This window comes from Plantibacter sp. CFBP 8798 (genome assembly GCF_014841195.1).
GTDB classification, from domain to species: Bacteria; Actinomycetota; Actinomycetes; order Actinomycetales; family Microbacteriaceae; genus Plantibacter; species Plantibacter auratus.
On sequence record NZ_JACYTS010000002.1, the window covers coordinates 764,601 to 786,263 of the forward strand.

The 21,663-nt window shown below is 69.7% G+C and carries 18 protein-coding genes and 1 tRNA gene; 9 read left to right on the forward strand and 10 right to left on the reverse strand.

Going from position 1 to position 21,663, the window contains the following annotated elements; all coding sequences use genetic code 11:
- Positions 1 to 16 precede the first annotated feature (16 nt).
- Entirely contained in the window at positions 17 to 220 is a 204-nt protein-coding gene (locus IFU30_RS10605; protein WP_056006986.1) for a cold-shock protein, read from the forward strand.
- 167 nt (positions 221 to 387) lie between these two features.
- On the opposite strand, the gene IFU30_RS10610 is transcribed toward IFU30_RS10605, so the two are convergent.
- Complete coding sequence (locus IFU30_RS10610; protein ID WP_079705628.1) at positions 388 to 1,089, reverse strand: SOS response-associated peptidase; 702 nt, start codon at positions 1,087 to 1,089, stop codon at positions 388 to 390.
- 141 nt (positions 1,090 to 1,230) lie between these two features.
- Here IFU30_RS10610 and IFU30_RS10615 point away from each other — a divergent pair, with 141 nt between their 5' ends.
- The 6 genes from IFU30_RS10615 (at position 1,231) to IFU30_RS10640 (ending at position 9,780) form a co-directional block, all read left to right on the forward strand.
- Positions 1,231 to 1,968 (forward strand): hypothetical protein, encoded by a 738-nt coding sequence (locus IFU30_RS10615; RefSeq protein WP_192005142.1) that lies wholly within the window; start codon positions 1,231 to 1,233, stop codon positions 1,966 to 1,968.
- Positions 1,965 to 3,560: a DNA polymerase Y family protein gene (locus tag IFU30_RS10620; RefSeq protein ID WP_192005143.1), complete on the forward strand. Its 1,596-nt coding sequence runs from the start codon at positions 1,965 to 1,967 to the stop codon at positions 3,558 to 3,560. The genes IFU30_RS10615 and IFU30_RS10620 overlap by 4 nt, the downstream gene beginning before the upstream one ends.
- A 44-nt stretch (positions 3,561 to 3,604) precedes the next feature.
- A complete protein-coding gene (locus IFU30_RS10625) occupies positions 3,605 to 7,027 on the forward strand; it encodes an error-prone DNA polymerase (protein ID WP_124769075.1) in 3,423 nt (1,140 codons plus the stop codon).
- A gap of 154 nt (positions 7,028 to 7,181) precedes the next feature.
- A complete protein-coding gene (locus IFU30_RS10630; RefSeq protein ID WP_079002213.1) occupies positions 7,182 to 7,658 on the forward strand; it encodes a DapH/DapD/GlmU-related protein in 477 nt (158 codons plus the stop codon).
- Positions 7,659 to 7,765: 107 nt separating this feature from the next.
- Positions 7,766 to 9,172, forward strand: coding sequence for a polysaccharide biosynthesis tyrosine autokinase (locus IFU30_RS10635; RefSeq protein WP_192005144.1), 1,407 nt, complete (start codon positions 7,766 to 7,768; stop codon positions 9,170 to 9,172).
- Positions 9,169 to 9,780 carry an arsenate reductase/protein-tyrosine-phosphatase family protein gene (locus tag IFU30_RS10640; RefSeq protein WP_192005145.1) on the forward strand — a complete coding sequence of 204 codons (612 nt, stop codon included), beginning with the start codon at positions 9,169 to 9,171 and terminating at the stop codon, positions 9,778 to 9,780. The genes IFU30_RS10635 and IFU30_RS10640 overlap by 4 nt, the downstream gene beginning before the upstream one ends.
- Positions 9,781 to 9,885: 105 nt before the next feature.
- On the opposite strand, the gene IFU30_RS10645 is transcribed toward IFU30_RS10640, so the two are convergent.
- From IFU30_RS10645 to IFU30_RS10660, 4 genes are all read right to left on the reverse strand, one after another.
- Positions 9,886 to 9,960 (reverse strand) — tRNA-Gln (locus IFU30_RS10645).
- 91 nt (positions 9,961 to 10,051) lie between these two features.
- Positions 10,052 to 10,972 carry an NAD(P)/FAD-dependent oxidoreductase gene (locus tag IFU30_RS10650; protein WP_192005146.1) on the reverse strand — a complete coding sequence of 307 codons (921 nt, stop codon included), beginning with the start codon at positions 10,970 to 10,972 and terminating at the stop codon, positions 10,052 to 10,054.
- The gene (gene gltX, locus IFU30_RS10655) at positions 10,969 to 12,489 is read right to left on the reverse strand and encodes a glutamate--tRNA ligase (RefSeq protein WP_192005147.1); all 1,521 of its coding nucleotides are present in this window, start codon (positions 12,487 to 12,489) and stop codon (positions 10,969 to 10,971) included. Before gltX ends, IFU30_RS10650 begins: the two co-directional genes overlap by 4 nt.
- Positions 12,482 to 13,444, reverse strand: coding sequence for a LysR family transcriptional regulator (locus IFU30_RS10660; protein ID WP_236555409.1), 963 nt, complete (start codon positions 13,442 to 13,444; stop codon positions 12,482 to 12,484). The genes gltX and IFU30_RS10660 overlap by 8 nt, the downstream gene beginning before the upstream one ends.
- A gap of 81 nt (positions 13,445 to 13,525) precedes the next feature.
- On the opposite strand from IFU30_RS10660, the gene IFU30_RS10665 reads away from it, so the two are divergent.
- Complete coding sequence (locus IFU30_RS10665) at positions 13,526 to 14,599, forward strand: aminotransferase class V-fold PLP-dependent enzyme (protein ID WP_192005149.1); 1,074 nt, start codon at positions 13,526 to 13,528, stop codon at positions 14,597 to 14,599.
- Positions 14,600 to 14,605: 6 nt separating this feature from the next.
- On the opposite strand, the gene IFU30_RS10670 is transcribed toward IFU30_RS10665, so the two are convergent.
- From IFU30_RS10670 to IFU30_RS10685, 4 genes are all read right to left on the reverse strand, one after another.
- Positions 14,606 to 15,370, reverse strand: a complete 765-nt coding sequence (locus IFU30_RS10670; RefSeq protein WP_192005150.1) for a fumarylacetoacetate hydrolase family protein — start codon at positions 15,368 to 15,370, stop codon at positions 14,606 to 14,608.
- 78 nt (positions 15,371 to 15,448) lie between these two features.
- Positions 15,449 to 16,564: a branched-chain amino acid aminotransferase gene (locus tag IFU30_RS10675; RefSeq protein ID WP_085510591.1), complete on the reverse strand. Its 1,116-nt coding sequence runs from the start codon at positions 16,562 to 16,564 to the stop codon at positions 15,449 to 15,451.
- Between the two features lie 40 nt (positions 16,565 to 16,604).
- Entirely contained in the window at positions 16,605 to 17,660 is a 1,056-nt protein-coding gene (locus IFU30_RS10680) for a 3-isopropylmalate dehydrogenase (protein WP_192005151.1), read from the reverse strand.
- 100 nt (positions 17,661 to 17,760) lie between these two features.
- Positions 17,761 to 19,284 carry an MFS transporter gene (locus IFU30_RS10685; protein ID WP_240043915.1) on the reverse strand — a complete coding sequence of 508 codons (1,524 nt, stop codon included), beginning with the start codon at positions 19,282 to 19,284 and terminating at the stop codon, positions 17,761 to 17,763.
- Positions 19,285 to 19,398: 114 nt separating this feature from the next.
- Here IFU30_RS10685 and IFU30_RS20675 point away from each other — a divergent pair, with 114 nt between their 5' ends.
- The gene (locus IFU30_RS20675) at positions 19,399 to 19,956 is read left to right on the forward strand and encodes a TetR/AcrR family transcriptional regulator (protein WP_079705616.1); all 558 of its coding nucleotides are present in this window, start codon (positions 19,399 to 19,401) and stop codon (positions 19,954 to 19,956) included.
- Positions 19,957 to 20,063: 107 nt separating this feature from the next.
- Here the strand turns inward: IFU30_RS20675 and serA are convergent, their stop codons facing one another.
- Entirely contained in the window at positions 20,064 to 21,656 is a 1,593-nt protein-coding gene (gene serA / locus IFU30_RS10695) for a phosphoglycerate dehydrogenase (RefSeq protein ID WP_071260923.1), read from the reverse strand.
- Positions 21,657 to 21,663 lie beyond the last annotated feature (7 nt).

Consider the following 21,663-nt stretch of genomic DNA (forward strand, 5'->3'; position numbering starts at 1 on the left):
ATGAAAGAGGAAATACATGTCAACTGGAACTGTGAAGTGGTTCAACGCCGAAAAGGGCTTCGGATTCATCACTCCTGACGACGGCAGCGCCGACGTCTTCGCACACTTCTCCGCCATCGCGACGAGCGGCTACCGCTCGCTCGAGGAGAACCAGAAGGTCGAGTTCGAGACCAACCAGGGCCCTAAGGGCCTGCAGGCCGAGAACATCCGCCCCCTCTGATTCTCTGATCAGTCGGAGCTGACGATCCGAGCGGCCGGTCATTCCAGCCCTCGCGTCTGAGACACCGAGAACCGCCCCTGACGTTCGCGTCAGGGGCGGTTCTGTGTGTCCGGGGCGGGTTTCGTGTTTCCTGGGCGGTTCCGCGCCTCCGGGCGACTCTCCTGCGGCTACTCCTGGACGGGGAGGATGAGCTCAGGTCCATCGCCCTGCAACGGCGCCACCCGGTGGAAGACGAGCTGCTCCGCGACGTCGGTCGCTGCGGACACCATCTCGTCGACCTCGTCCTGGTCGGCCTCGTGGTGCGGATCGAGCCAGGCGTCCCAGCATTCCGGAGGCAGCGTCACGGGCGTCCGTGGGTGCAGCTCCTGCAAGGGACCGACCGCCGGCCGCGTGAGGATGGTCGCGCTCAGCACCCAACGCCGTGGGTCGTCGTCCGGTAGCGAGCGGTCGCGCCACCACGAGTAGAGGGCCGCGAAGACGATCGGTTCACCACCAGCGGTCTGCACGTAGTACGGGGTCTTCGTCGCACCCTCGGTGTGCCACTCGTAGTACCCGGCGGCAGGGACCAACGCGCGCTTCTGCTTGACCGATGGCGCGAACGTGGGCTTGGTGGTGACCTCCTCCGCGCGAGCGTTGAAGGTCGGGTACTGACTCTTCAACTCGGTGGCGAACGACGGCACGAGTGACCACCGCGCCGATTCGAGCCGGCGGACCACCGGCCCCGTCTTCACCGAGTCGAGGATGATCGGGATCTGCTCGGTCGGGCGCACGTTGTACGAGGGCCCGGGCAACTCGGCAGCCGCGTGGTCGATGTCGAAGAGCTCGATGAGTTCCTCGGTGGATTCGGTCACGACGAAACGTCCGCACATGGGCCCAGCGTACCGGGCGCTGCTGACACCGCGGACCGCGTGTCGGTGGGATGCAGGACCATGGTCGAGTCATCCGTCAGTCGTCGTCGAGACCGGATCGAGCCGGTTGACTTATTCGAAGATATGTTCGAATATTGAGCCATGGCCCTCCGCGCACTCGTCGACTCCCCCGTCAGGGCGGACACCGCGACCGAGCTGCACGAACTCCAGGGGCGCATCAAGCGGATGCAGGGGACGCGCCTCGACACCCGATCCCTGCCGACCGCTCCTGAGCTCTCCCGGCTCCTGCCCGGTGGCGCCCTCCAGTCCGGAGGCAGCTACTCCGTGCTCGGCTCCACGGCACTCGCCATGTCGCTCATGGCCGGACCGTCCGCAGCCGGGACCTGGTGCGCCGTCATCGGTCTCCCGTCGTTCGGCGTGGAGGCGGCGGCCTCCATGGGCATCGACCTCGAACGACTCGTCCTCGTCCCCCAGCCCGGTCCGGACTGGCTCACGGTCACCGCGGCCATGGCCGACGTCGCCGGCGTGCTCATCACAGCGCCTCCCGGACGGATCGCCCCGAGCGACGCCGCCAGACTCGCGGCTCGCCTCCGGCAGCGCGAGGCCGCACTGATCGTCCTCGGTTCCTGGCCGCAGAGCGATGCGACATTGCGCGTGACCGAGAGCTCCTGGAGCGGCCTCGGGGCGGGGCACGGACATCTCCGGCATCGGCGGCTCACCGTCAGCTCGATGCTCGGCCAGGGGGCTGCGGGCCGGCCCAGGACCGCACACCTGACGCTGCCCCTGGGATCGACCGAGGGTCGCACCGCGCCGCTCGCCGGCTCCGGCCTCCTCGACGACGACACGGTCGTCCGGCTCCCGATGGTCGTGAACCGATGACGACCGAACCGCCTGCGGGACCGGTCGAGCGCACCATGGTCCTCTGGTGCCCCGACTGGCCGATCGTGGCGGCACGACTCTCCGGGACGCTGTCCGAGGACACGACCGACGCTCCGCTGGCCCTGATCGAGCATGGTGAGGTCCTGGCCTGCGACGCCACCGCACGTCGAGCAGGAGTGCGGCGAGGACTCCGTGTCCGCGAGGCTGAGGCCCGCTGTCCGGAACTGGCGACCGCCGACTACGACCCGGTCGTCGACGCCCGCGCCTTCGAGCCGATCCTCCTCGGCATCGAGGAGCTCATGCCGGGCGTCCAGCCCTTCCGGGCCGGGCTCTGCGCCATCCGATCCCGAGGACCGAGCAGATACTACGGCGGCGAGTCGGCTGCGGCGGAGGTCCTCCTGGCCCGCCTCGACGAGCTCGGTGTCCCCGATGCACGGATCGGCATCGCCGACGGCCCCTTCGCCGCGGAGCAGGCCGCGAGGTCCACCGCGTTCCAGCAGGACGGTTCCCGGATCATCGTCATCCCCTCCGGAGCCTCTCCCGCCTTCCTGGCCCCACTCCCCCTGTCCACACTCGGGCGCCCCGAACTCAGCTCACTGCTGCACCGGCTCGGGATCAGCACCCTGGGGGCGTTCGGCGCACTGCCCGCGACCGAGGTCCGCGACCGCTTCGGCCCCGACGGCGCCCGAGCGCACCGCCTCGCGGCCGGCGCGGACGCCCGAAGCGTCGTCCCTCGCGTGCCGCCGACGGAGCTGGCCGTGTCGATCGCCTTCGAGCCCCCGCTCGACCGCATCGATCAGCTGACCTTCGGGTTCCGGCAGTCCGCGGAACGGTTCATCACCGGCCTGGCCGAGGCCGGCCTCGTGACCACCGCGATCACGATCAGCATGCGGAGCGAGCGCGGGGAGCGCTCCACCCGCACCTGGCTCCACCCACGCTGGTTCACCGCCGGCGACGTCCTCGATCGCGTGCGCTGGCAGTTGCAGGGCGCGTCCAACATCGATCACGGACTCGCCTCCCCCGTCGAACTCGTCGAGGTCGTCCCGGAGACCCTCGACGACGCCGCGGAACACGAGGAAGGGCTCTGGGGCAGCGGACCGGATGAACGCATCCACAGCGGACTCGCCCGCGTCCAGAGCATGCTCGGTCACGACGGCGTCGTGACCGCGGTGCCGTCCGGCGGACGCCTCCTCCTCGACCGCCGCATCCTGGTCCCCTGGGGCAGTGTTCCACCGGGTGGTGAGGCGGCCGTGGCCGAACGCAGGAACCGGCCCTGGCCCGGGACCATCCCGGGAGCGGCTCCGTCGACCGTCTTCGACACCGCCGTGCCGGTCGAGGTCGTCGACGCGACGGGACTGGCCGTGGCGGTCGACGAGCGCAGCACCGTGAGTGCAGCGCCCGCACGGTTCTTCGCCCTCTCGGACTGGCACGTCATCGACGGCTGGGCCGGCCCCTGGAGCATCGACGAACGCTGGTGGGACGACGACGGCCACCATCGCGTCCACCGCCTCCAAGTCCTCGACGACTCGGGTGAGGCCTGGCTCCTCCTGCTGGAGGAGCAGCACTGGAGGGCCGAGGCCCGCTACGACTGAACCACATCACGTCCGCACCGCACCGCATGACGAAGGAGCCCAGCATGGGATGGAACAACCCCCCGGTCTCATGGTCAGAGTTCGAGCGCCGTCTGTCCGACGCGAGCCGACCGGCCACCCTGCCGCTGGGAGCCGACGGCGGGGACAGCCCGGCCTGGTCGCGGAAGCGTCAACCGTACGTCCCCGAACCACCGGAGCAGCGCCCGACGACGACGCGGGTCCCCTATGCGGAACTCCACGCGCACTCGAGCTTCAGCTTCCTCGACGGCGCGAGCCCGCCGGAGCGGCTCGTCGAAGAGGCTGCGGCACTCGGCCTGCACGCGCTCGCGCTCACCGACCACGACGGTTTCTACGGCGTCGTACGGATGGCCGAGGCGGCGGAACGGTTCCCCGACCTCCGGACGGTCTACGGTGCCGAACTGTCCATCGGCTTGGACCGGCCGCAGAACGGCGTCCCCGACCCCGTCGGGCATCATCTACTCCTGCTCGCCCGTCGAGCAGAGGGGTATCACCGCCTGGCCGGCGCGATCACGGACGCACAACTCGCCGACGGAGCTGAGAAGGGCCACCCGATCTACGACCTCGAGCGGCTCGCCGCTTCCGTCGCCGGCCACGTGACCGTGCTCACCGGGTGCCGCAAGGGGTTCGTCCGCACCGCGCTCCGTGAGCACGGCCTGGAGGCCGCCGCCGCCGCGGTCGACCGACTCGTCGCCCTGTTCGGTCCGGAGCACGTCGTCGTCGAGTTGAGCGACCACGGCCACCCGGAGGACTCGGCGGAGAACGATGCACTCGCCGAGATCGCGGCGTTGCTCGACCTCACCGTCGTCGCCACGGGCAACGTCCATTACGCCACGCCCGAGCAGCATCGACTCCAGACCGCGCTGGCGGCCGTCCGAGCACGACGCAGCCTCGACGAGCTCGACGGATGGCTTCCCGCGGCCGGAACCGCGCACCTGCGGAGCGGAGCCGAGATGGCGGACCGGTTCGCCAGATATCCCGGAGCGGTGGCACGGAGCGTCGAGCTGGCCGACGAACTCGCCTTCAGCCTGCGGGCGGTCCGCCCGAAGCTCCCGCGACAGCGCGTCCCGGAGGGCCATACGCCCATGAGCTGGCTTCGGCACCTCGTGCTCGAAGCCGTCCCCGTCAAGTACCCCGACGCCACTCCCGAACACCTCCGACGCATCGAACGGGAGCTCGAGGTCATCGAGCAGAAGGACTTCCCCGGGTACTTCCTGATCGTGCACGACATCGTCAGTTTCGCCCGCGGCCGGGGCATCCTCTGCCAGGGACGCGGTTCCGCCGCGAACTCGGCCGTCTGCTACCTGCTCGGGATCACCGCCGTCGACTCGATCTTCTACGAGCTGCCGTTCGAACGGTTCCTCTCCAGCATGCGGGAGGAGGAGCCCGACATCGACGTCGACTTCGACTCCGACCGGCGCGAGGAGGCCATCCAGTACGTCTACGAGACCTACGGGCGCCGCAACGCCGCTCAGGTCGCGAACATCATCAGCTATCGGCCGAAGTTCGCCGTCCGCGACACCGCCAAGGCGCTCGGGTACAGCCCCGGTCAGCAGGACGCCTGGTCGAAACAGGTCGAGCGTTGGGGCGGGGTCATGTCGAGCGCCGACCACGACATCCCCGAGCGCGTCGTCGGTCTTGCGCAGCAGATGCTCACCCTGCCTCGGCACCTGGGCATCCACTCGGGTGGCATGGTGCTGACCGATCGGCCGGTCGGCGAGGTCTGCCCGATCGAGCACGGGCGCATGGACGGTCGCACGGTCCTCCAGTGGGACAAGGACGACTGCGCCTGGATGGGTCTCGTCAAGTTCGACCTCCTGGGTCTCGGCATGCTCTCGGCCATCCAGTACTGCTTCGACCTCGTGGCCGAGCACACCGGGGAACGCTGGACCCTGGAGACCATCCCGAAGGACGAAGCAGGGGTCTACGACCAGCTCTGCCGGGCCGACACCATCGGGGTCTTCCAGGTGGAGAGCCGCGCGCAGATGGGCATGCTGCCACGCTTGCTCCCCCGCCGGTTCTACGATCTCGTCATCGAGGTCGCCATGATCCGTCCTGGGCCCATCCAGGGCGGCGCGGTGCACCCCTACCTGCGCCGGAAGACCGGCCAGGAGCCCATCACCTACCTCCACCCGAGCCTCGAACCGGTCCTCGAACGCACGCTCGGCGTGCCGTTGTTCCAGGAGCAGCTCATGCAGATGGCGATGGCCGTCGGTGGGTGCTCGGCCGAGGACGCTGACCTCCTGCGCCGGGCGATGGGATCGAAGCGCGGCGAGGAGAAGATCGAGAGCCTCAAGGACACGCTGTACCTCGGCATGGCCGGTAACGGCATCGTCGGTGCGGACGCCGATGCCGTGTACGCCAAGATCCAGGCCTTCGCCAACTTCGGCTTCGCCGAGAGCCACTCCCTGAGCTTCGCCCTCCTCGTCTACGTGAGCGCCTGGCTGCGCCTGCACTACCCGGGGGCCTTCCTCGCGGCCCTGCTCCGCGCGCAGCCCATGGGGTTCTACTCGCCGATGACCCTCGTCGCCGACGCCCGCCGACACGGCGTCTCCGTCCTGCGTCCCGATCTGCATCGCTCCGGCGCACAGGCCGGCCTCGAAGCGCTCGACCCGGAGGCCACCCCCGGCGCCCCGGTCGCTCCCGGCGGGCGCACGCGCTGCCTCGAACACGAACAGGGGCCGACCGGGCTCTTCGATCCGCTCCTTCCCGACGATTCGGCAGGACACCGGCGCGACGGCGCACTCGCCGTCCGGCTGGGACTCTCCTCCGTCCAGGGGATCGGTGAGGAGCTCGCGAAGCGGATCGTCGCCGAACGGGAGTCCGGAGGGCTGTTCACCAGCCAGGCCGACTTGGCCAGGCGCATCGGCCTGAGCTCCTCGCAGTTGGAGTCGCTGTCGGCGGCAGGCGCCTTCGACGGATTCGGCCTCACCCGTCGTGAGGCGATGTGGGGCGCAGCGCAGGCCAGTCGGCATCGTCCCGACCAGCTCGAGGGGACATTCACGACCGTGCAGCCGCCGTTGCTCCCGGTTCCGACGGCCGCCGAACAACTCATCTCCGACATCTGGTCGACCGGGATGTCGACCGACGACCACCCCATCCGCCACGTCCGAGCCGAGCTCATGCGACGAGGGGCGCTGCGGTCCGACGAACTCCTGACGGCGCAGACGGACCGTCGCGTGGAGGTCGGGGGCGTCGTGACGCATCGGCAACGGCCGGCGACGGCGAGCGGCATCACCTTCATGAACCTCGAGGACGAAGCGGGACTCGTCAACGTGATCTGCAGTGTCGGCGTCTGGAACCGGTATCGCCGCGTGGCCAGGGAAGCCCCGGCGATGGTGGTCCGCGGCATGCTGGAGCGATCACCGGAAGGCATCGTCAATCTGGTGGCGGATCGGTTGGAAGCGCTCCGGATCGGGGCGAACACCCGTTCGCGCGACTTCCAATGACCCGTCACGACCAAACCGCGGCGGGCTCCTCCTCCGAACACCCTCTACAGCACAGCACGAGACTCATGGGATTCCCAGGCAGGCCCCGGGAAGGAATGACCGGGAGCCACCCGGCGTTGTCCCCAGTGTTGAGTAGACCAGAAGGGGGTCACCCATGGCGAGAGTGTACGAAGAGATCGAAGGCCGGACCGGCGAGGTGGAACGGTACCGTCACCACCCGAACGGCAAGGGCATGGTCGCAGCTCGTGCACTGATCGATCCGTCGGCGTTCATCGAACGCACTACCTTCGTGGAGGCTGACGCGGACATCCGTGCCAACGCCTGGATCGGTGCCGGAACCTGGATCGACCGGTCCGCAGTGATCGGCGAAGGCGCCTTCATCGGCGCGAACGTCCACATCGGGGAGCGCTGTGTCATCGGACGCGGAGCGCGGGTCGGAAGCGACGCCCGTCTCGGCGCCGACGTCCAGGTCGCCCACGGCGCGAGCGTCGATCGGGATGCCAGGGTCGCAGACCGCACCGTGGTCGGCAGTGAACGACCGGTCATGACCGAACCGACGGTCCGTCAGACGAACCGCGCCCCGCGCCGACCTCGTGCGAACGGCACCGACCGGTTCGGGAAGGCCGCCTGACCGGCAGACCGCTCCACCACCGTCATGCAGGGCCCGGACTCGTGAGTCCGGGCCCTGCGTCGTCTCCGCCGGACGCGACACACATGTCAGACAACTAACATATCAGGATGGACCTGAAGGACTACCTGCGCATCCTCCGCCATCGCTGGCTGCTCATCGTCGCGATCACCATGGGAGCAGCGGCGCTCGCCCACGGGTACACCCTCATCACCCAACCCGTGTACCAGTCGACGGGCCAGCTGTTCGTCGCCGTCACCGGCGGCGACTCCGTCGGCGACCTCAATCAGGGCAACGCCTTCGCCCAGAGCCGCGTCGCCTCGTACGTGATCCTCGCCACCGGTTCGACCGTCCGGTCCACGGTGGCCGATCGCCTCGACCTCGACCCCGCGTCGCTCATCGGGACGATCTCAGCGTCCAATCCCGCCCAGTCGGTCCTGATCGACATCTCCGCCGTCGACAGCGATCCGGTTGCGGCAGCCCGCATCGCGAACACCGCAGCCCAGGTGCTCGTCGACCTCGTCGACGACGTCGAGAGCGCCAACGAGGTGGACTCCGCCGGTGCGCTGGGCGATCCGACCCCGGTCGGGCTGACGATCGTGGAAGAGGCGTCTCCACCCCGGTCCCCCGTCGCGCCGAACGTGCTGCAGAACCTCGCGGTGGGCATCCTCGCCGGCCTCGCCCTGGGCGTCGGGATCACGCTGCTGATCGAGGTCCTCGACACCCGACTCCGCGGTCGCGCGGCGATCGAGAAGCTCACGGACACGAGCATCCTCGGCGCCTTCCACACGGAACCCACCGACGCGGCCCAACTCATCCTCGGATCGACGGAGAGCTACAGCCGGCGCGCCGAGAGCTTCCGGCAGCTTCGGACACACCTCCAGTTCGCCTCCATCGACGGCGGACTCCGCAGTGTGATGGTCACGTCCTCGGTCCCGGGCGAGGGGAAGAGCACCACCGCGGCGAACCTCGCGCTCGTCCTCGCAGAGGCGGGGAACTCCGTCCTCCTCGTCGATGCGGACCTGCGCCGACCCCGCCAGCACGAGATGTTCGGTCTCGAGGGTGCGGTCGGGCTCACGACCGTGCTCACCGGCAGGATCAGCCTCGGCGATGCCTCGCAAGCGGTCGACGGGGCGGGGCGTCTCGCTGTCCTCACCTCCGGCGAGCTGCCGCCGAATCCGAGCGAACTCCTCGGATCAGCAGCGATGGAGCGTGCGCTCTCCGAGATGGAACGCGCGTACGACGTGGTGGTCATCGACACGCCCCCGCTCATCAACGTCTCGGACCCGACAGCACTGTCGACCCTTGCGAGCGGCGTCCTGCTCGTGGCGTCGGCCGACGGCCGACTGCACCGCGACCAGCTCCGGCAGTCACTCGAGAACCTCAGCTTCGTCCAGGCGAAGCTCCTCGGGGTCGTCCTCAACCGCATCGAGGTGGCTCGAGGAGAGCAGTCGTCGTCCTACGCGTACTACCACCGGACCGCCCCGACGCGTCGACCACGGCGGACCACGGCATGAACACCCCGCTCGATCCGCCTCCGACCCGGATCCTGATCGTCTGCACCGGCAACATCTGTCGATCCCCGTATGCCCATTTTCTCCTCGGCGGCGGGCTGGCGGAGGTCGACGCGTCCGGCTTCGAGGTGCGGAGCGCCGGGACGGGCGCGCTGCGCGGCCACCCGATCGACGCCTCGAGCGCGGCGTTGCTCGGTCCACTCGCCGCGACGGCAGCCGGCTTCACCGCGACGCAGCTCACCGCGGGCCTCGTCACTCGACAGGACGTCGTCCTGACCATGACGCGGGAGCATCGCAGCGCCGTCCTCAGACTGTGCCCGGAGGCGCTGCGTCGGACCTTCTCCTTGCGTGAGTTCGCCCGGCTCCTCGACACCGTCGACTCGGGACGACTCCCCCGCGCGCGAGCAGCGCGCTGGATGCGTCTTGCCCCCGAGCTGGCGGCCAACCGGACGAGCGCACGACTCCCGGATCCGGCCCAGGACGACGTCGTCGACCCGTTCGGTCAGGGCCCGGAGGTCTTCCATCGGATGGCGTCGCAGATCGCCCCGGCGGTCGAGCGCATCGTCGCGTTCGAGCGCACTGCCGTCGAGGAGGATTCGGGGCTGCGGTAAGGACGTCGGTGTGCCTCTGCGTCCACCGGCCCATGGACGGGCCGAGCACGCCGGAAACGACGAAGGCCCGCGATGATCGCGGGCCTTCGTCGTGATGTTGCCGTCTGGCTGGGGTACCTGGACTCGAACCAAGAACAACTGAACCAGAATCAGTCGTGTTGCCAATTACACCATACCCCACTGTCAGAACCGAAGCCCCGACCGAAGAACAACACTAGCCTACGGAGGCGGCCGTCTCAAATCGAAGCGTCCCGGGCGCGTCGCGGGTCACTCAGCTAGGGATGCCCGCGAGGTCCCGGTTGAGTGCCCTGGACACGCGAGCGCCGTTCCCGGCCGCGACGATGAGCTGCTGCGGGCCGGGAGGCGTGATGTCCCCGGCGGCGTACACGCCCGGCACGGACGTGCGACCCCAGGCGTCGACCACGACGTACCCGTCGGTGTCGCGATCGAGTGAGAGCTGTTCCAGATATCCGAGGGGCGCGGCCCACTGCGGCCGCACGAAGCCCCCGGAGCGCGGGATGAGCGTACCGTCGGCGAGGCGGACACCGGTGAAGCCGTCGCGACCGCCGTCGAGCTCCGCGATCGCTCCGCGCTCGACCCGGATACCCGCGGAGGCGAGCGCAGCCTCCTCGGGGCCGGTGACGGTGTCGGTACCGTTCGTGAAGACGATAAGGTCCGACGACCACTGCGCGATGAGGATCGCCCATTCCGCCAGGTCCGTCGTTTCGCCGATGAGCGCGAGCGGCGCGTCGGCCTTCTCGTACCCGTCGCACTCGACGCAGCTGTGCAGATCCGTTCCGTAGAAGGCCCGCAGGTTCGCGACTTTCGGCAGCGTCTCCGTGAGACCGCTCGCGACGACGACCGTCCGGGTCACGACGTCGCGATCCGGTTCGCCGCGGACCCCCTGGGCGACGACGTGGAAGCCGTCAGCAGTCGCCTCGATCGACTGCACGGACGCGAACTGGACCTCCGCGTTCGTGTACGCGGCGACCTCCTCGCGCCCCATTCGCCGGAGATCCAGCGGAGCGATGCCGTCGCGGGTGAGGAAGCCGTGCGAGCGCAGCGTCGCAGCGTGCCGTGGGCGATTGCCGTCGAGCACGAGGATGCGCCGACGCGCGCGCGCCAGGTTCAGCGCGGCCGAGAGTCCCGCGGGTCCCGCGCCGACGACGACGACGTCGTACGAGTCGCTCATGACGCGAGGTGCGCGGAGAGCCGATCGAGTCGCGTGATCGATTCCGTCTTCCCGAGGATCTCGAGCGACTCGAACAGCGGCGGGGAGATCCGACGCCCGGACGCGGCGACGCGGAGCGGGCCGTAGGCGATACGGGGCTTCAGTCCGAGGCCCTCGATGAGCGCGCCGGCGAGCGCGTCCTGGATCGATCCGGCCGTCCACTCCGACTCGGGGACGAGCTCGAGGGCGCCGATGGACGCGGCGAGCACCTCGCCGGCGTTCGCCGGAAGCCCCTTGAGCGCGTCCTCCTGGTACTCGAGCTCCGCGGCACCGCGGAACAGGAAGCCGAGGAGCGCGGGGACCTCGCCGAGCAACGCGATGCGCTCCTGGACGAGCGGGGCGGCCTGCTCGAGCACGGCCTGCTGCGCCTCGGTGACGGGCTCGCCCACCACACCGGCCTCGACGAGGTACGGCGTGATGCGGCCGAGGAAGTCGGCCGGCTCCAGCAGTCGGATGTGGTCGCCGTTGATGGACTCCGCCTTCTTGAGGTCGAAGCGCGCCGGGTTCGGGTTGACGTCGACGACGTCGAACGCGGCGATCATCTCGTCGATCGAGAAGACGTCGCGGTCGCCGCTCAGCGACCATCCGAGCAGTGCGAGGTAGTTGATGAGCCCCTCCGGCACGAAGCCACGGTCGCGGTGGTGGAAGAGGTTCGCCTCCGGGTCGCGCTTGGAGAGCTTCTTGTTGCCCTCGCCCATGACGTACGGCAGGTGACCGAACCGTGGGACGAAGGTCGTGAGGCCGATGTCGATGAGCGCGTGGTACAGGGCGATCTGCCGCGGCGTCGACGGCAGCAGGTCCTCGCCGCGGAGGACGTGGGTGATCTGCATGATGGCGTCGTCGACGGGGTTCACGAGCGTGTAGAGCGGCTTGCCGTTCGGGCGCACGAGGACGAAGTCCGTGAACGACCCGGCCGGGAAGGTGATCTCACCGCGCACGAGGTCGTCGAAGCTGAGGTCGTCGTCCGGGACCCGCAGACGGAGTGCCGGCTCGCGGCCCTCGGCTCGGAACGCGGCGCGCTGCTCGTCGGTGAGGTCGCGGTCGAAGTTGTCGTACCCGAACTGCTTCGGCCGGCCGGCCGCCTCGTTGCGGGCGTCGATCTCGTCGGCGTTCGAGAAGCTCTCGTAGAGGTGCCCGGCAGCCGTCAGCCGTGCGATCACGTCGGCGTAGATGTCGCTCCGCTCGGACTGCCGGTACGGCGCGTGGGGTCCGCCGACGCCGACGCCCTCGTCCCAGTCGAGCCGCAGCCACGTGAGCGCGTCGACGAGCTGCTCGTAGCTCTCCTCGCTGTCGCGAGCGGCATCGGTGTCCTCGATCCGGAAGACGAGCTTGCCCCCCGTGTGCCGGGCGTACGCCCAGTTGAACAGCGCCGTGCGGACGAGACCGACGTGGGGCGTGCCGGTCGGCGACGGGCAGAACCGGACGCGGACGTCGGTGCCGGAAGCCGTGGAGAAGGGGTGCGTAATCGTGTCAGACATCGCCTGTCATCTTAGTCGCGCCGCCCACGGACGCGGCGATCCGCAGGAGTGCAGCGACGGCGGGGATACGGTCCGCGTGCTCGGCGCTGACGAGGTGGAGCGCCCGGTCGTCGTCGTTGCGTGTCGGCAGCACGACCACCTCGGTCGGCAGCTGTGCGGCCGCGAGCGCGAGGGTGGGTAGCAGGGCGACGCCGAGCCCGGCCGCCACCAGGGCGGTGACCGCGATCGCATTGTCGGTCTCGTGCGCGATGACGGGCTCGAAGCCGCTCGACCTGCAGAGACCGAGGAGATGACCTCGGCAACGCGGACAACCCGCGATCCAACGCTCACCGGCGAGGGCCGCGAGGTCGACCTGCCGATCACCGGCTCGAGCGTGGCCGACCGGGAGCACGAGGCGCATCGGGTCGGTGCCGAACCGGCGCACGCGGAGTCCGGCCGCGCTCTCCCGATGCGGGTCGTCCGGATCGCCCGGGTAGCTGAAGGTGATCGCGACGTCGGCTTCACCGGCACGGACCGCGGCGACGGCCTCCGGCGGTTCGGCCTCGACGAAGGAGACCCCGATCCCCGGATGCTCGTCGGCCAGGCGAGCGAGGAGCTGCGGCACGAGCATCGACGACGCCGAAGGGAAGGCGACGAGGCGCACCCGCCCACTCCGCAGCCCCGCGAGTGCCGCGACCTCCTCGGACGCCGCGCGCACCGCTCGGTCCACCGCAACCGCGTGTCCGGCGAGGATCGCACCGGCCTCGGTGAGGCGGACGCCCCGACCGACGCGCTCGACGACCGGCATGCCGAGCCGACGCTCGAGCCGGCGGAGATGCTGGCTCACCGCCGGTTGACTCGAGCCGAGCGCGTGCGCGGCGGCCGTGATCGACCCGGTCGAGGCAATGGCGCCGACGACGAGGAGGGAACCGGCGTCGAGGGCCGATGACGAGGGCTGCGGTGAGAGGGTGGACACCCTCGAAGCATAATTCCTCGTTATGGTTCTCATCGAGAGTCGGTCCTTGTCGTATGGATACCCGGCGAAGAGACTGGATGCATGAGCACCCTCAGCTGCCAGGAAGCCAGCGGATCCTTCCCATCCGCACCCGGCTACCTGGCCGCCTGCACGCTGGGACTGCCGACCATCGGCACGACGGACGCCATCATGGCCGACCTCTCCGCCTGGCAGGCGGCTCGAACCGATGCAGCCGCCTACGGCGCCGTCGTCGAGCGGGTGCGCGGCTCCTTCGCCGAGCTGGTCCACGTACCGGTCCGCTCGGTCGCGATCGGATCCCAGACCTCCGCCATGGTCGCCATGGTCGCGGCGTCCGTGCCGGACGGCGCCGAGGTCCTGTGCGTCGAGGGCGACTTCAGCTCGCTCGTCGCCCCGTTCCTCATGCAGGCGCACCGCGGTGTCCGTGTCCACCACGCGCCGCTCACCGAACTCGCCCCCCATATCGACGCCTCGACCTGGCTCGTCGCCTACTCCGCAGTGCAGTCCGCGACCGGCGCGGTCGCCGACGTGGTCGCGATCCGGGAGGCGGCGGCCGTCTACGGCGCGCTGACGCTCAACGACCTCACCCAGGCGGCCGGGTGGCTCCCCGTCGACGCCTCGGCCGACGACATCACCGTGTGCCACGCCTACAAGTGGCTCTGCGCGCCACGAGGCGTGGCGTTCATGACGGTGCGCGACGAGGTGATGGACCGCCTCCGCCCGAGCCAGGCCGGTTGGTACTCGGGTGACGACGTCTGGTCGTCCTGTTACGGCCCGTCGTTGCATCTCGCCGAGAGCGCACGACGGTTCGACGTCTCCCCCGCCTGGCAGGCCTGGGTCGGCGCCGAGCCCGCCATCGCCCTCTTCGCGGCGGTCGACGCCGTCGCCGTGTACGAGCACGACACCCGGCTCGCCGCGGCACTCCGGGCGGGCATCGGCGAGAGCCGGTCGCTCCTCACCGGGACGGCCTCGGCCATCGTGACGTGGACGGATCCCGATGGACGCGACCTCCGAGCGCTGCAGTCGGCCGGGATCACGGCATCGGGTCGCGCCGGCCGGGCGAGGGTCGCGTTCCACCTCTGGAACACCGACGACGACGTCGCAGCTGCGCTGACCGCTCTCGGCCGGCGCAGCTGACGCGGGTCAGGGTCGGCGGCCGGTGTTCCGGAGGATGCCGATGCCCGAGACCTCGACCTCGACGACCTGGCCGTCGGTGAAGGCTCCGACGCCGGCCGGCGTCCCGGTCAGGATGACGTCGCCCGGGAGGAGCGTCCAGACGGCGGACGCGTACTCGACGATCGCGCCGATGGAGTGCACCATGTCGGAGAGCGGGGCGTGCTGGCGGACCTCACCGTCGACGCGGGTCTCGATCGTCGCGCCGTCGAAGGAGAACTCCGTCTCGATGTAGGGGCCGAGCGGGCAGAACGTGTCGAAGCCCTTCGCGCGGGCCCACTGGCCGTCGGACTCCTGGAGGTCGCGGGCCGTGACGTCGTTCGCGATCGTGTAGCCGAAGATGACCTCGTCGGCACGCTCCGCGCTGACGTTCTTGGCGACGCCGCCGATCACGATGGCGAGCTCACCCTCGAAGTCTATGCGCTCGGACTGCTTCGGGAAGACGACGGCGTCCCCCGGCCCGACCACGGAGGTGTTGGGCTTCAGGAAGAGCAGCGGCTCGGTGGGAGCCTCCCCGCCCATCTCGGCGGCGTGGTCGCGGTAGTTCTTGCCGACGGCGACGACCTTGGAGCGAGGGATGACCGGCGCGAGCAGGACCGCATCCGCGAGCGGGACGCGCTCCCCCGTCGGTTCGAAGCCCGAGTAGAGCGGATCGCCGTCGAGGACGACGAGATCCGCATCGTCGATGATGCCGTAGCGGATGGCCTGATCGTGACTGAAGCGAGCGATTTTCACCAGGCCAGCCTATCCCGAGGTGCGGCGGCGACACGGAAGCCCCGCACGAGGTGCGGGGCTTCCCAGGCTGCTCGGAGGCTACTCGGCGTCGAGACGCGTCATCCACCCGTGACGGTCGGGCAGACGACCGTACTGGATGTCGGTCAGTTCCTGACGCAGCGACATCGTCAGTTCGCCCGCCGGAGCGTCGGCGTCGCCCACGGTGAAGTCCTTGGCTTTCAGCTGCGCGATCGGCGTGACGACCGCAGCCGTCCCGCAGGCGAACACCTCGACGATGTCGCCGCTCTCGACGCCCTCGCGCCACTCGTCGATCGTGACCCGGCGGCGCTCCACCCGGTGTCCGCGGTCCTCCGCGAGCTGCAGGATGCTGTCGCGGGTGATGCCCTCGAGGATCGAGTCCGATTCCGGCGTGACGAGCGTGCCGTCGCGCTTGACGAGGACGACGTTCATCCCGCCGAGCTCTTCGATGTAGGTCGCCTCCTGTGCGTCCAGGAAGAGCACCTGGGCGCACCCGTGCTCGTACGCCTCGGCCTGCGGGAGCAGGGAGGACGCGTAGTTGCCGCCGGTCTTCGCCGCCCCGGTGCCGCCCTTGCCCGCACGGCTGTAGTCGGTGGACAGCCAGATGGACACGGGGGTGACGCCGCCGGTGAAGTAGGCGCCGGCCGGGCTGGCGATGACGTAGTAGTTGACCTTCTTCGCCGGGCGGACGCCGAGGAAGGCCTCCTTGGCGAACATGAAGGGCCGCAGGTACAGGCTGGTCTCCGGTGCGGACGGCACCCAGGAGCCGTCGACGGCGATGAGCTGCTTGATCGACTCGACGAAGTACTCGACCGGGAGCTCCGGCAGCGCGAGACGCTTGGCCGAGCGCTGCAAGCGGCGGCCGTTGGCGTCGGGGCGGAACGACCAGATGGAGCCGTCGGCGTGACGGTACGCCTTCAGGCCCTCGAAGATCTCCTGGGCGTAGTGGAGGACGGCGGCAGCCGGGTCGAGCGAGATCGGACCGTAGGCCTGGACCCGTGGGCGGTGCCATCCACCGCGCTCGGACCAGCAGATGTCGACCATGTGGTCGGTGAAGTGCTGCCCGAAGCCCGGGTCGGCGAGGATCGCGTCGCGCTCTGCGGCGGGGACGGGCTGCTCGTTGGGGGTCACGGTGAAGGCGAGTTCGCGCTGCGCCATGGGGAGGTTGATCGTCATGATGGTGTCTTCCGTCGTGATCTGCGTGTCTGGTGGGCGTCTACCGGTTCGCCGCGAGGGCCGCGATCGCATCGCCGACCTCGGTCGTCGTGCGTGCTGCGCCGGTGCGGGCGGCGATGTCGGCGGTGACGGCAGTGGCGACTCGCGCCGCCTCCGTCTCGAGGCCGAGATGCGACAGCATCAGGGAGACGGAGAGGATGGCGGCGGTCGGGTCGGCCAGCTGCTTCCCGGCGATGTCGGGCGCCGATCCGTGGACGGGCTCGAACATGCTCGGGTACGTGCCGTCCGGGTTGATGTTTCCCGAGGCCGCGAGTCCGATGCCGCCGCTGATCGCGCCGGCCAGATCGGTGAGGATGTCGCCGAAGAGGTTGTCCGTGACGATGACGTCAAATCTAGCAGGATCCGTGACGAGGAAGATGGTGGCCGCGTCGACGTGCAGGTAGTCGACCGCGACGTCGGGGAACTCCACGGACACCGCGTCGACGACGCGTTTCCAGAGCGACCCGGCGAAGACGAGGACGTTGGTCTTGTGGACGAGGGTCAGCTTCCCCCGACGTGCGGCCGCAGCGGCGAACGCGTAGCGCACCACCCGTTCCACCCCGTAGGCGGTGTTGACCGAGACCTCGTTCGCGATCTCGTGCGGCGTGCCCTGGCGGATCGCTCCGCCGTTGCCGACGTACGGCCCCTCAGTGCCCTCACGGACCACGACGAAGTCCACGTCGCCGGGCTCGCTCAGCGGGCTCGGGACACCCGGGTACACCACGGTCGGGCGCAGGTTGACGTAGTGGTCGAGGCTGAACCGGAGCTTGAGGAGCAGTCCACGCTCGATGTTCGCGTTCGCGAGCCGGGGGTCGCCGGGCACGCCGCCGACCGCTCCGAGGAGGATGGCGTCGTGCGAGGCGATCGCGGCGAGGTCCGCGTCGGTCAGCACGTCACCGGTCTCGAGGAACCGCGCGGCGCCGAGCGAGAAGGGCGTCTGCTCGAACCGGACGTCGCCACCCTGCACCGCCGCATCGAGGACCTTGAGCGCCTCGCCGACGACCTCGGGACCGATCCCGTCGCCGGGGATGACTGCGAGCTTGACGGTGCGGGACATGCGACTCCTGAGGATGCGACGACGGTGTGCGCCCAGCTTAACGCCTCCGACCTCGGGCGGATCGTGCCACCCGTCTCCGGGTGGCACGATCGACGGAGCCCTACCGGACCCGGCGAAGACCGATCGCCGCGACGAGCATGGCGGCCACGATGAGGCCGACGCCGATCCACGCTGCGACACCGACACCGCTGTCGAAGGCGTGCCGCGCGGAGTCCATGAGTGCACCCGCGAGGTCGCCGGGCAGCTGCTCGGCGACGTTCGCCGCACCACCCAGGGTCTCCCCCGCCGCCTGCTGCTGAGCAGCGGTCAGTCCGTCCGGCAGGACGACCGTGGAACGGTAGGACGCGGTGAGCACCGTACCGAGCGTCGCCGTGCCGAGCACCGCGCCCAGCTCGTAGGCGGTCTCGGAGACACCGGACGCCGCACCGGCCTTCTCCGGCGGCGCACTCGCGATCACGAGCTCGTTCGACACCGTCTCGGCGGAGCCGATGCCGAGCCCGAGCGCGACGAACGCGAGGCCGATCCCGAGGGCCGACACGTCTCCCCCGGTGATCGCGATGGAGGCGTAGCCGACGGCGGACACGACGAGTGCGATCGGGACCACGATGCCCGGACGGACCCGCTTGGAGATGGGCACGATCACGAGGCCGGCGATGATCATCACGATGAGGCCGGGGAGTAGGACGAGCCCGGCGTCGAGCGGCTGCAGGCCCAGCACCAGCTGCAGGTGCTGCGACACGAAGAACAGCCCACCGACGAGCGCCGTCACGCTCAGCAGGTTGATGACCACGGCGCCGCTGAACGAGGCCCTCCGGAACAGGCTCAGATCGAGCAGCGGATGCTCGAGGCGGAGCTGACGGCGGATGAACAGGACACCACTGACCACGCCGACGACCATCGAGACGACCGTGAGCAGGTCGAAGCCGGCTTCCGCCAGGTGCTTGATGCTGAACACGAGTGGCGTCATCGTCAGGAGGATGAGCAGGATGCTCGGCACGTCGATGCGTCCAGGGTTCGGGTCCTTCGACTCCGGGATGAGGAAGGGCGCGAGGACGACGAGCGGCAGGAGCACCGGGACGGCGAGCAGGAACACCGCGCCCCAGGCGAAGTGCTCGAGGATGATCCCACCGACGATCGGCCCGAGCGCGCTGCCGGCGGCGAACCCGCTGGCCCAGACGGCGATGGCGAACCGTCGCTGGTCGCGGTCGAGGAAGATGTTCCGCAGCAGCGAGAGCGTCGACGGCATGAGCATCGCACCGAAGAACCCGAGCGCCGCCCGAGCCGCGATCAGGAGCTCGGCGCTGGGCGCGAACGCCGCGGCGACGGAGACGACACCGAATCCGATGGAGCCGATGAGCAGGAGACGACGACGACCGATGCGGTCGCCGAGGCTGCCCATCGACACGAGCAGGCCGGCGAGGACCAGCGGGTAGATGTCGACGATCCAGAGCAGCTGCGTCCCGGTCGGGGTGAGCGCGCTCGAGATCGCGGGCAGCGCGAAGTTGAGGACCGTGTTGTCGACCGACACCAGCAGGACGGGGAGCATGAGGACGGCGAGCGCGAACCAGGCTCGCCGACCGGCACGGGGAGCGGCGACGGCGGTGGGTTCGGTGGCGGTGGACACGGTGACCTCTTTCAAAGCGTGGAGAACGGCGCCGGTCGGGCGCCGCCCGCTCGACTATACCGTCCAGCCGGTATAGTATCAATCCGAATCCGACGAGCCGAATACGATGGAGCCATGGCGAAGCAGACCGCAGCCCGAGAACGCGTCCTCGACGCCTTCGCCGAACTCCTCATCGAGCAGGGCGAACGCGCCGCCACCCTCGACGCCGTCGCCGCGGCGGCCGGCGTCTCCAAGGGCGGACTGCTCTACCACTTCGGCAGCAAGGAGGCCCTCGTCGACGGCCTCATCGAGCGGCTCTCGGACATGAGCGAGGCCGACACGGCGCGGATGCTCGCGGCCCCGGAGGGCGTCGTCGAGTACTTCGTGCGCACCTCCGTCGACTGCGGCACCCCGTTCGACCGGACGATCATCGCCGTCGCGCGGCTGGCGCAGGGACAGCACGCCCAGGCGAGCGACGCGATGGCGGACATCCGCCGGAGCTGGTTGCGCACGGTGGAGGACGCCGTCGGCGACCCCGACACCGCTCGTGCCATCGTGTTGATGTCCGACGGCCTCTACGCCAACACGGCGCAGCTCGGCATGGGTGTCAGCGACCCCGACGAGGGCAGCGACGAGTCGATCGAGCGGCTCCTGGCCGTCATCGCGCGGCTGCTTCCCGCCGGCGGGCGCTGAGCCGCGACCCCTGCCGGGCGCACCGGAACGGCGTCGGCGCCTCGGCCTGCGGACGACGATGCCCCGCACCGGTCGGCGCGGGGCATCGGGTCGGAGCAGCGGTCGGGCTACTGCTCGGTGATGTCGATCTCGCGGAGCAGCGTCGCGTCGATCGTCTCGCGGATGACCTCGAGGACGTCGTCGGCGACCGGCGAGTCGACCGTCAGGACGCTGAGCGCCGGGCCACCGGCCTCGTGACGGGCGATCTGCATGCCCGCGATGTTGATGCCCGCCTCGCCGAACCGCTGGCCGTAGACGGCAACGATGCCGGGTCGGTCGGTGTAGACCATCACGATGTGGTGCTTCGCGAACGGCACCTCGACGTCGTAGCCGTTGATCTCGACGATCTTCTCGGTCTGCTTCGTGCCCGTCAGCGTGCCCGACACCGAGATCTGCGATCCGTCGCTGAGGGCTCCGCGCAGCGTGATGACGTTGCGGTACTCCTCGCTCACCTCGTCGGTGAGCAGGCGCGTGACGACACCGCGCTGTTCGGCGAGCAGCGGGGCGTTCACGTACGAGACCGTCTCGCTGACGATGTTCGTGAAGATCCCCTTGAGCGCGGCCAGCTTCAAGACGCTGACGTCGTACCCGCTCAGCTCGCCGTGGACCTCGACGTCGACGCTCGTGAGCGACGAGGTCGACAGCGCGGCGAACACCTGCCCGAGCTTCTCGACGAGCGGGATGCCGGGACGGACGTAGGGGTCGATCACGCCGCCGGCGACGTTGACCGCGTCCGGGACGAGTTCGCCGCCGAGCGCGAGGCGCACGGACTTGGCGACCGAGACGCCGGCCTTCTCCTGTGCCTCATCCGTGGACGCACCGAGGTGCGGCGTCACGATGACGTTCTCGAGCCCGAGCAGCTTCGTGTCGGTGGGCGGCTCGCTGACGAAGACGTCGAGGCCGGCACCGGCGATGACGTTGTTGGACAGCGCCTCGTACAGCGCGTCCTCGTCGATCAGGCCGCCACGGGCGACGTTGACGACGTAGGCCGTCGGCTTCATGAGCGCGAACTGCGGGCCGGCGATCATGCCCGTCGTCTCCGGCGTCTTCGGCATGTGGATGGTGATGAAGTCGGACTGCGCCAGCAGCTCGTCGAGCGTGACCAGCTGCACCCCGAGCTGCTGCGCACGAGCGGACGTGATGTAGGGGTCGTACGCGATGACGTTCGTGCCGAACGCCTGCAGACGGGCCGTGATGAGGGCACCGATACGGCCGAGGCCGATGATGCCGATGGTCTTCTCATAGAGCTCGGTACCGGTGTACTTGGACCGCTTCCACTGCCCCTGGGCGAGCGCGGCGTGCGCGGCCGGGATGTGGCGGGCGAGGCTCAGGATGTGGCCGACGGTGAGCTCGGCCGCGGAGATGATGTTCGACGTGGGTGCGTTGACGACCATGACCCCGGCCGTCGTGGCGGCCTTGATGTCGACGTTGTCGAGACCGACACCCGCGCGCGCGACGACCTTCAACCGGGTGGCCGCCTGGATGGCCTCCTCGTCGACCTTGGTCGCGGATCGGACCAGGATGGCGTCGGCGTCGGCGATCGCCGCGAGCAGAGCCGGGCGGTCCGTCCCGTCGACGGAGCGCACGTCGAAGTCGGGCCCGAGGGCGTCGACGGTTGCTGGTGAGAGTTCTTCGGCGATCAGTACGACCGGTTTCGACACGGAACGG

Bases quoted from the DNA above. Each gene is read 5' to 3' on its own strand.
- IFU30_RS10605 (WP_056006986.1), top strand. From the start codon at position 17: ATGTCAACTGGAACTGTGAAGTGGTTCAACGCCGAAAAGGGCTTCGGA.
- IFU30_RS10610 (WP_079705628.1), bottom strand. From the start codon at position 1,089: ATGTGCGGACGTTTCGTCGTGACCGAATCCACCGAGGAACTCATCGAG.
- IFU30_RS10615 (WP_192005142.1), top strand. From the start codon at position 1,231: ATGGCCCTCCGCGCACTCGTCGACTCCCCCGTCAGGGCGGACACCGCG.
- IFU30_RS10620 (WP_192005143.1), top strand. From the start codon at position 1,965: ATGACGACCGAACCGCCTGCGGGACCGGTCGAGCGCACCATGGTCCTC.
- IFU30_RS10625 (WP_124769075.1), top strand. From the start codon at position 3,605: ATGGGATGGAACAACCCCCCGGTCTCATGGTCAGAGTTCGAGCGCCGT.
- IFU30_RS10630 (WP_079002213.1), top strand. From the start codon at position 7,182: ATGGCGAGAGTGTACGAAGAGATCGAAGGCCGGACCGGCGAGGTGGAA.
- IFU30_RS10635 (WP_192005144.1), top strand. From the start codon at position 7,766: ATGGACCTGAAGGACTACCTGCGCATCCTCCGCCATCGCTGGCTGCTC.
- IFU30_RS10640 (WP_192005145.1), top strand. From the start codon at position 9,169: ATGAACACCCCGCTCGATCCGCCTCCGACCCGGATCCTGATCGTCTGC.
- IFU30_RS10650 (WP_192005146.1), bottom strand. From the start codon at position 10,972: ATGAGCGACTCGTACGACGTCGTCGTCGTCGGCGCGGGACCCGCGGGA.
- gltX (WP_192005147.1), bottom strand. From the start codon at position 12,489: ATGTCTGACACGATTACGCACCCCTTCTCCACGGCTTCCGGCACCGAC.
- IFU30_RS10665 (WP_192005149.1), top strand. From the start codon at position 13,526: ATGAGCACCCTCAGCTGCCAGGAAGCCAGCGGATCCTTCCCATCCGCA.
- IFU30_RS10675 (WP_085510591.1), bottom strand. From the start codon at position 16,564: ATGACGATCAACCTCCCCATGGCGCAGCGCGAACTCGCCTTCACCGTG.
- IFU30_RS10680 (WP_192005151.1), bottom strand. From the start codon at position 17,660: ATGTCCCGCACCGTCAAGCTCGCAGTCATCCCCGGCGACGGGATCGGT.
- IFU30_RS20675 (WP_079705616.1), top strand. From the start codon at position 19,399: ATGGCGAAGCAGACCGCAGCCCGAGAACGCGTCCTCGACGCCTTCGCC.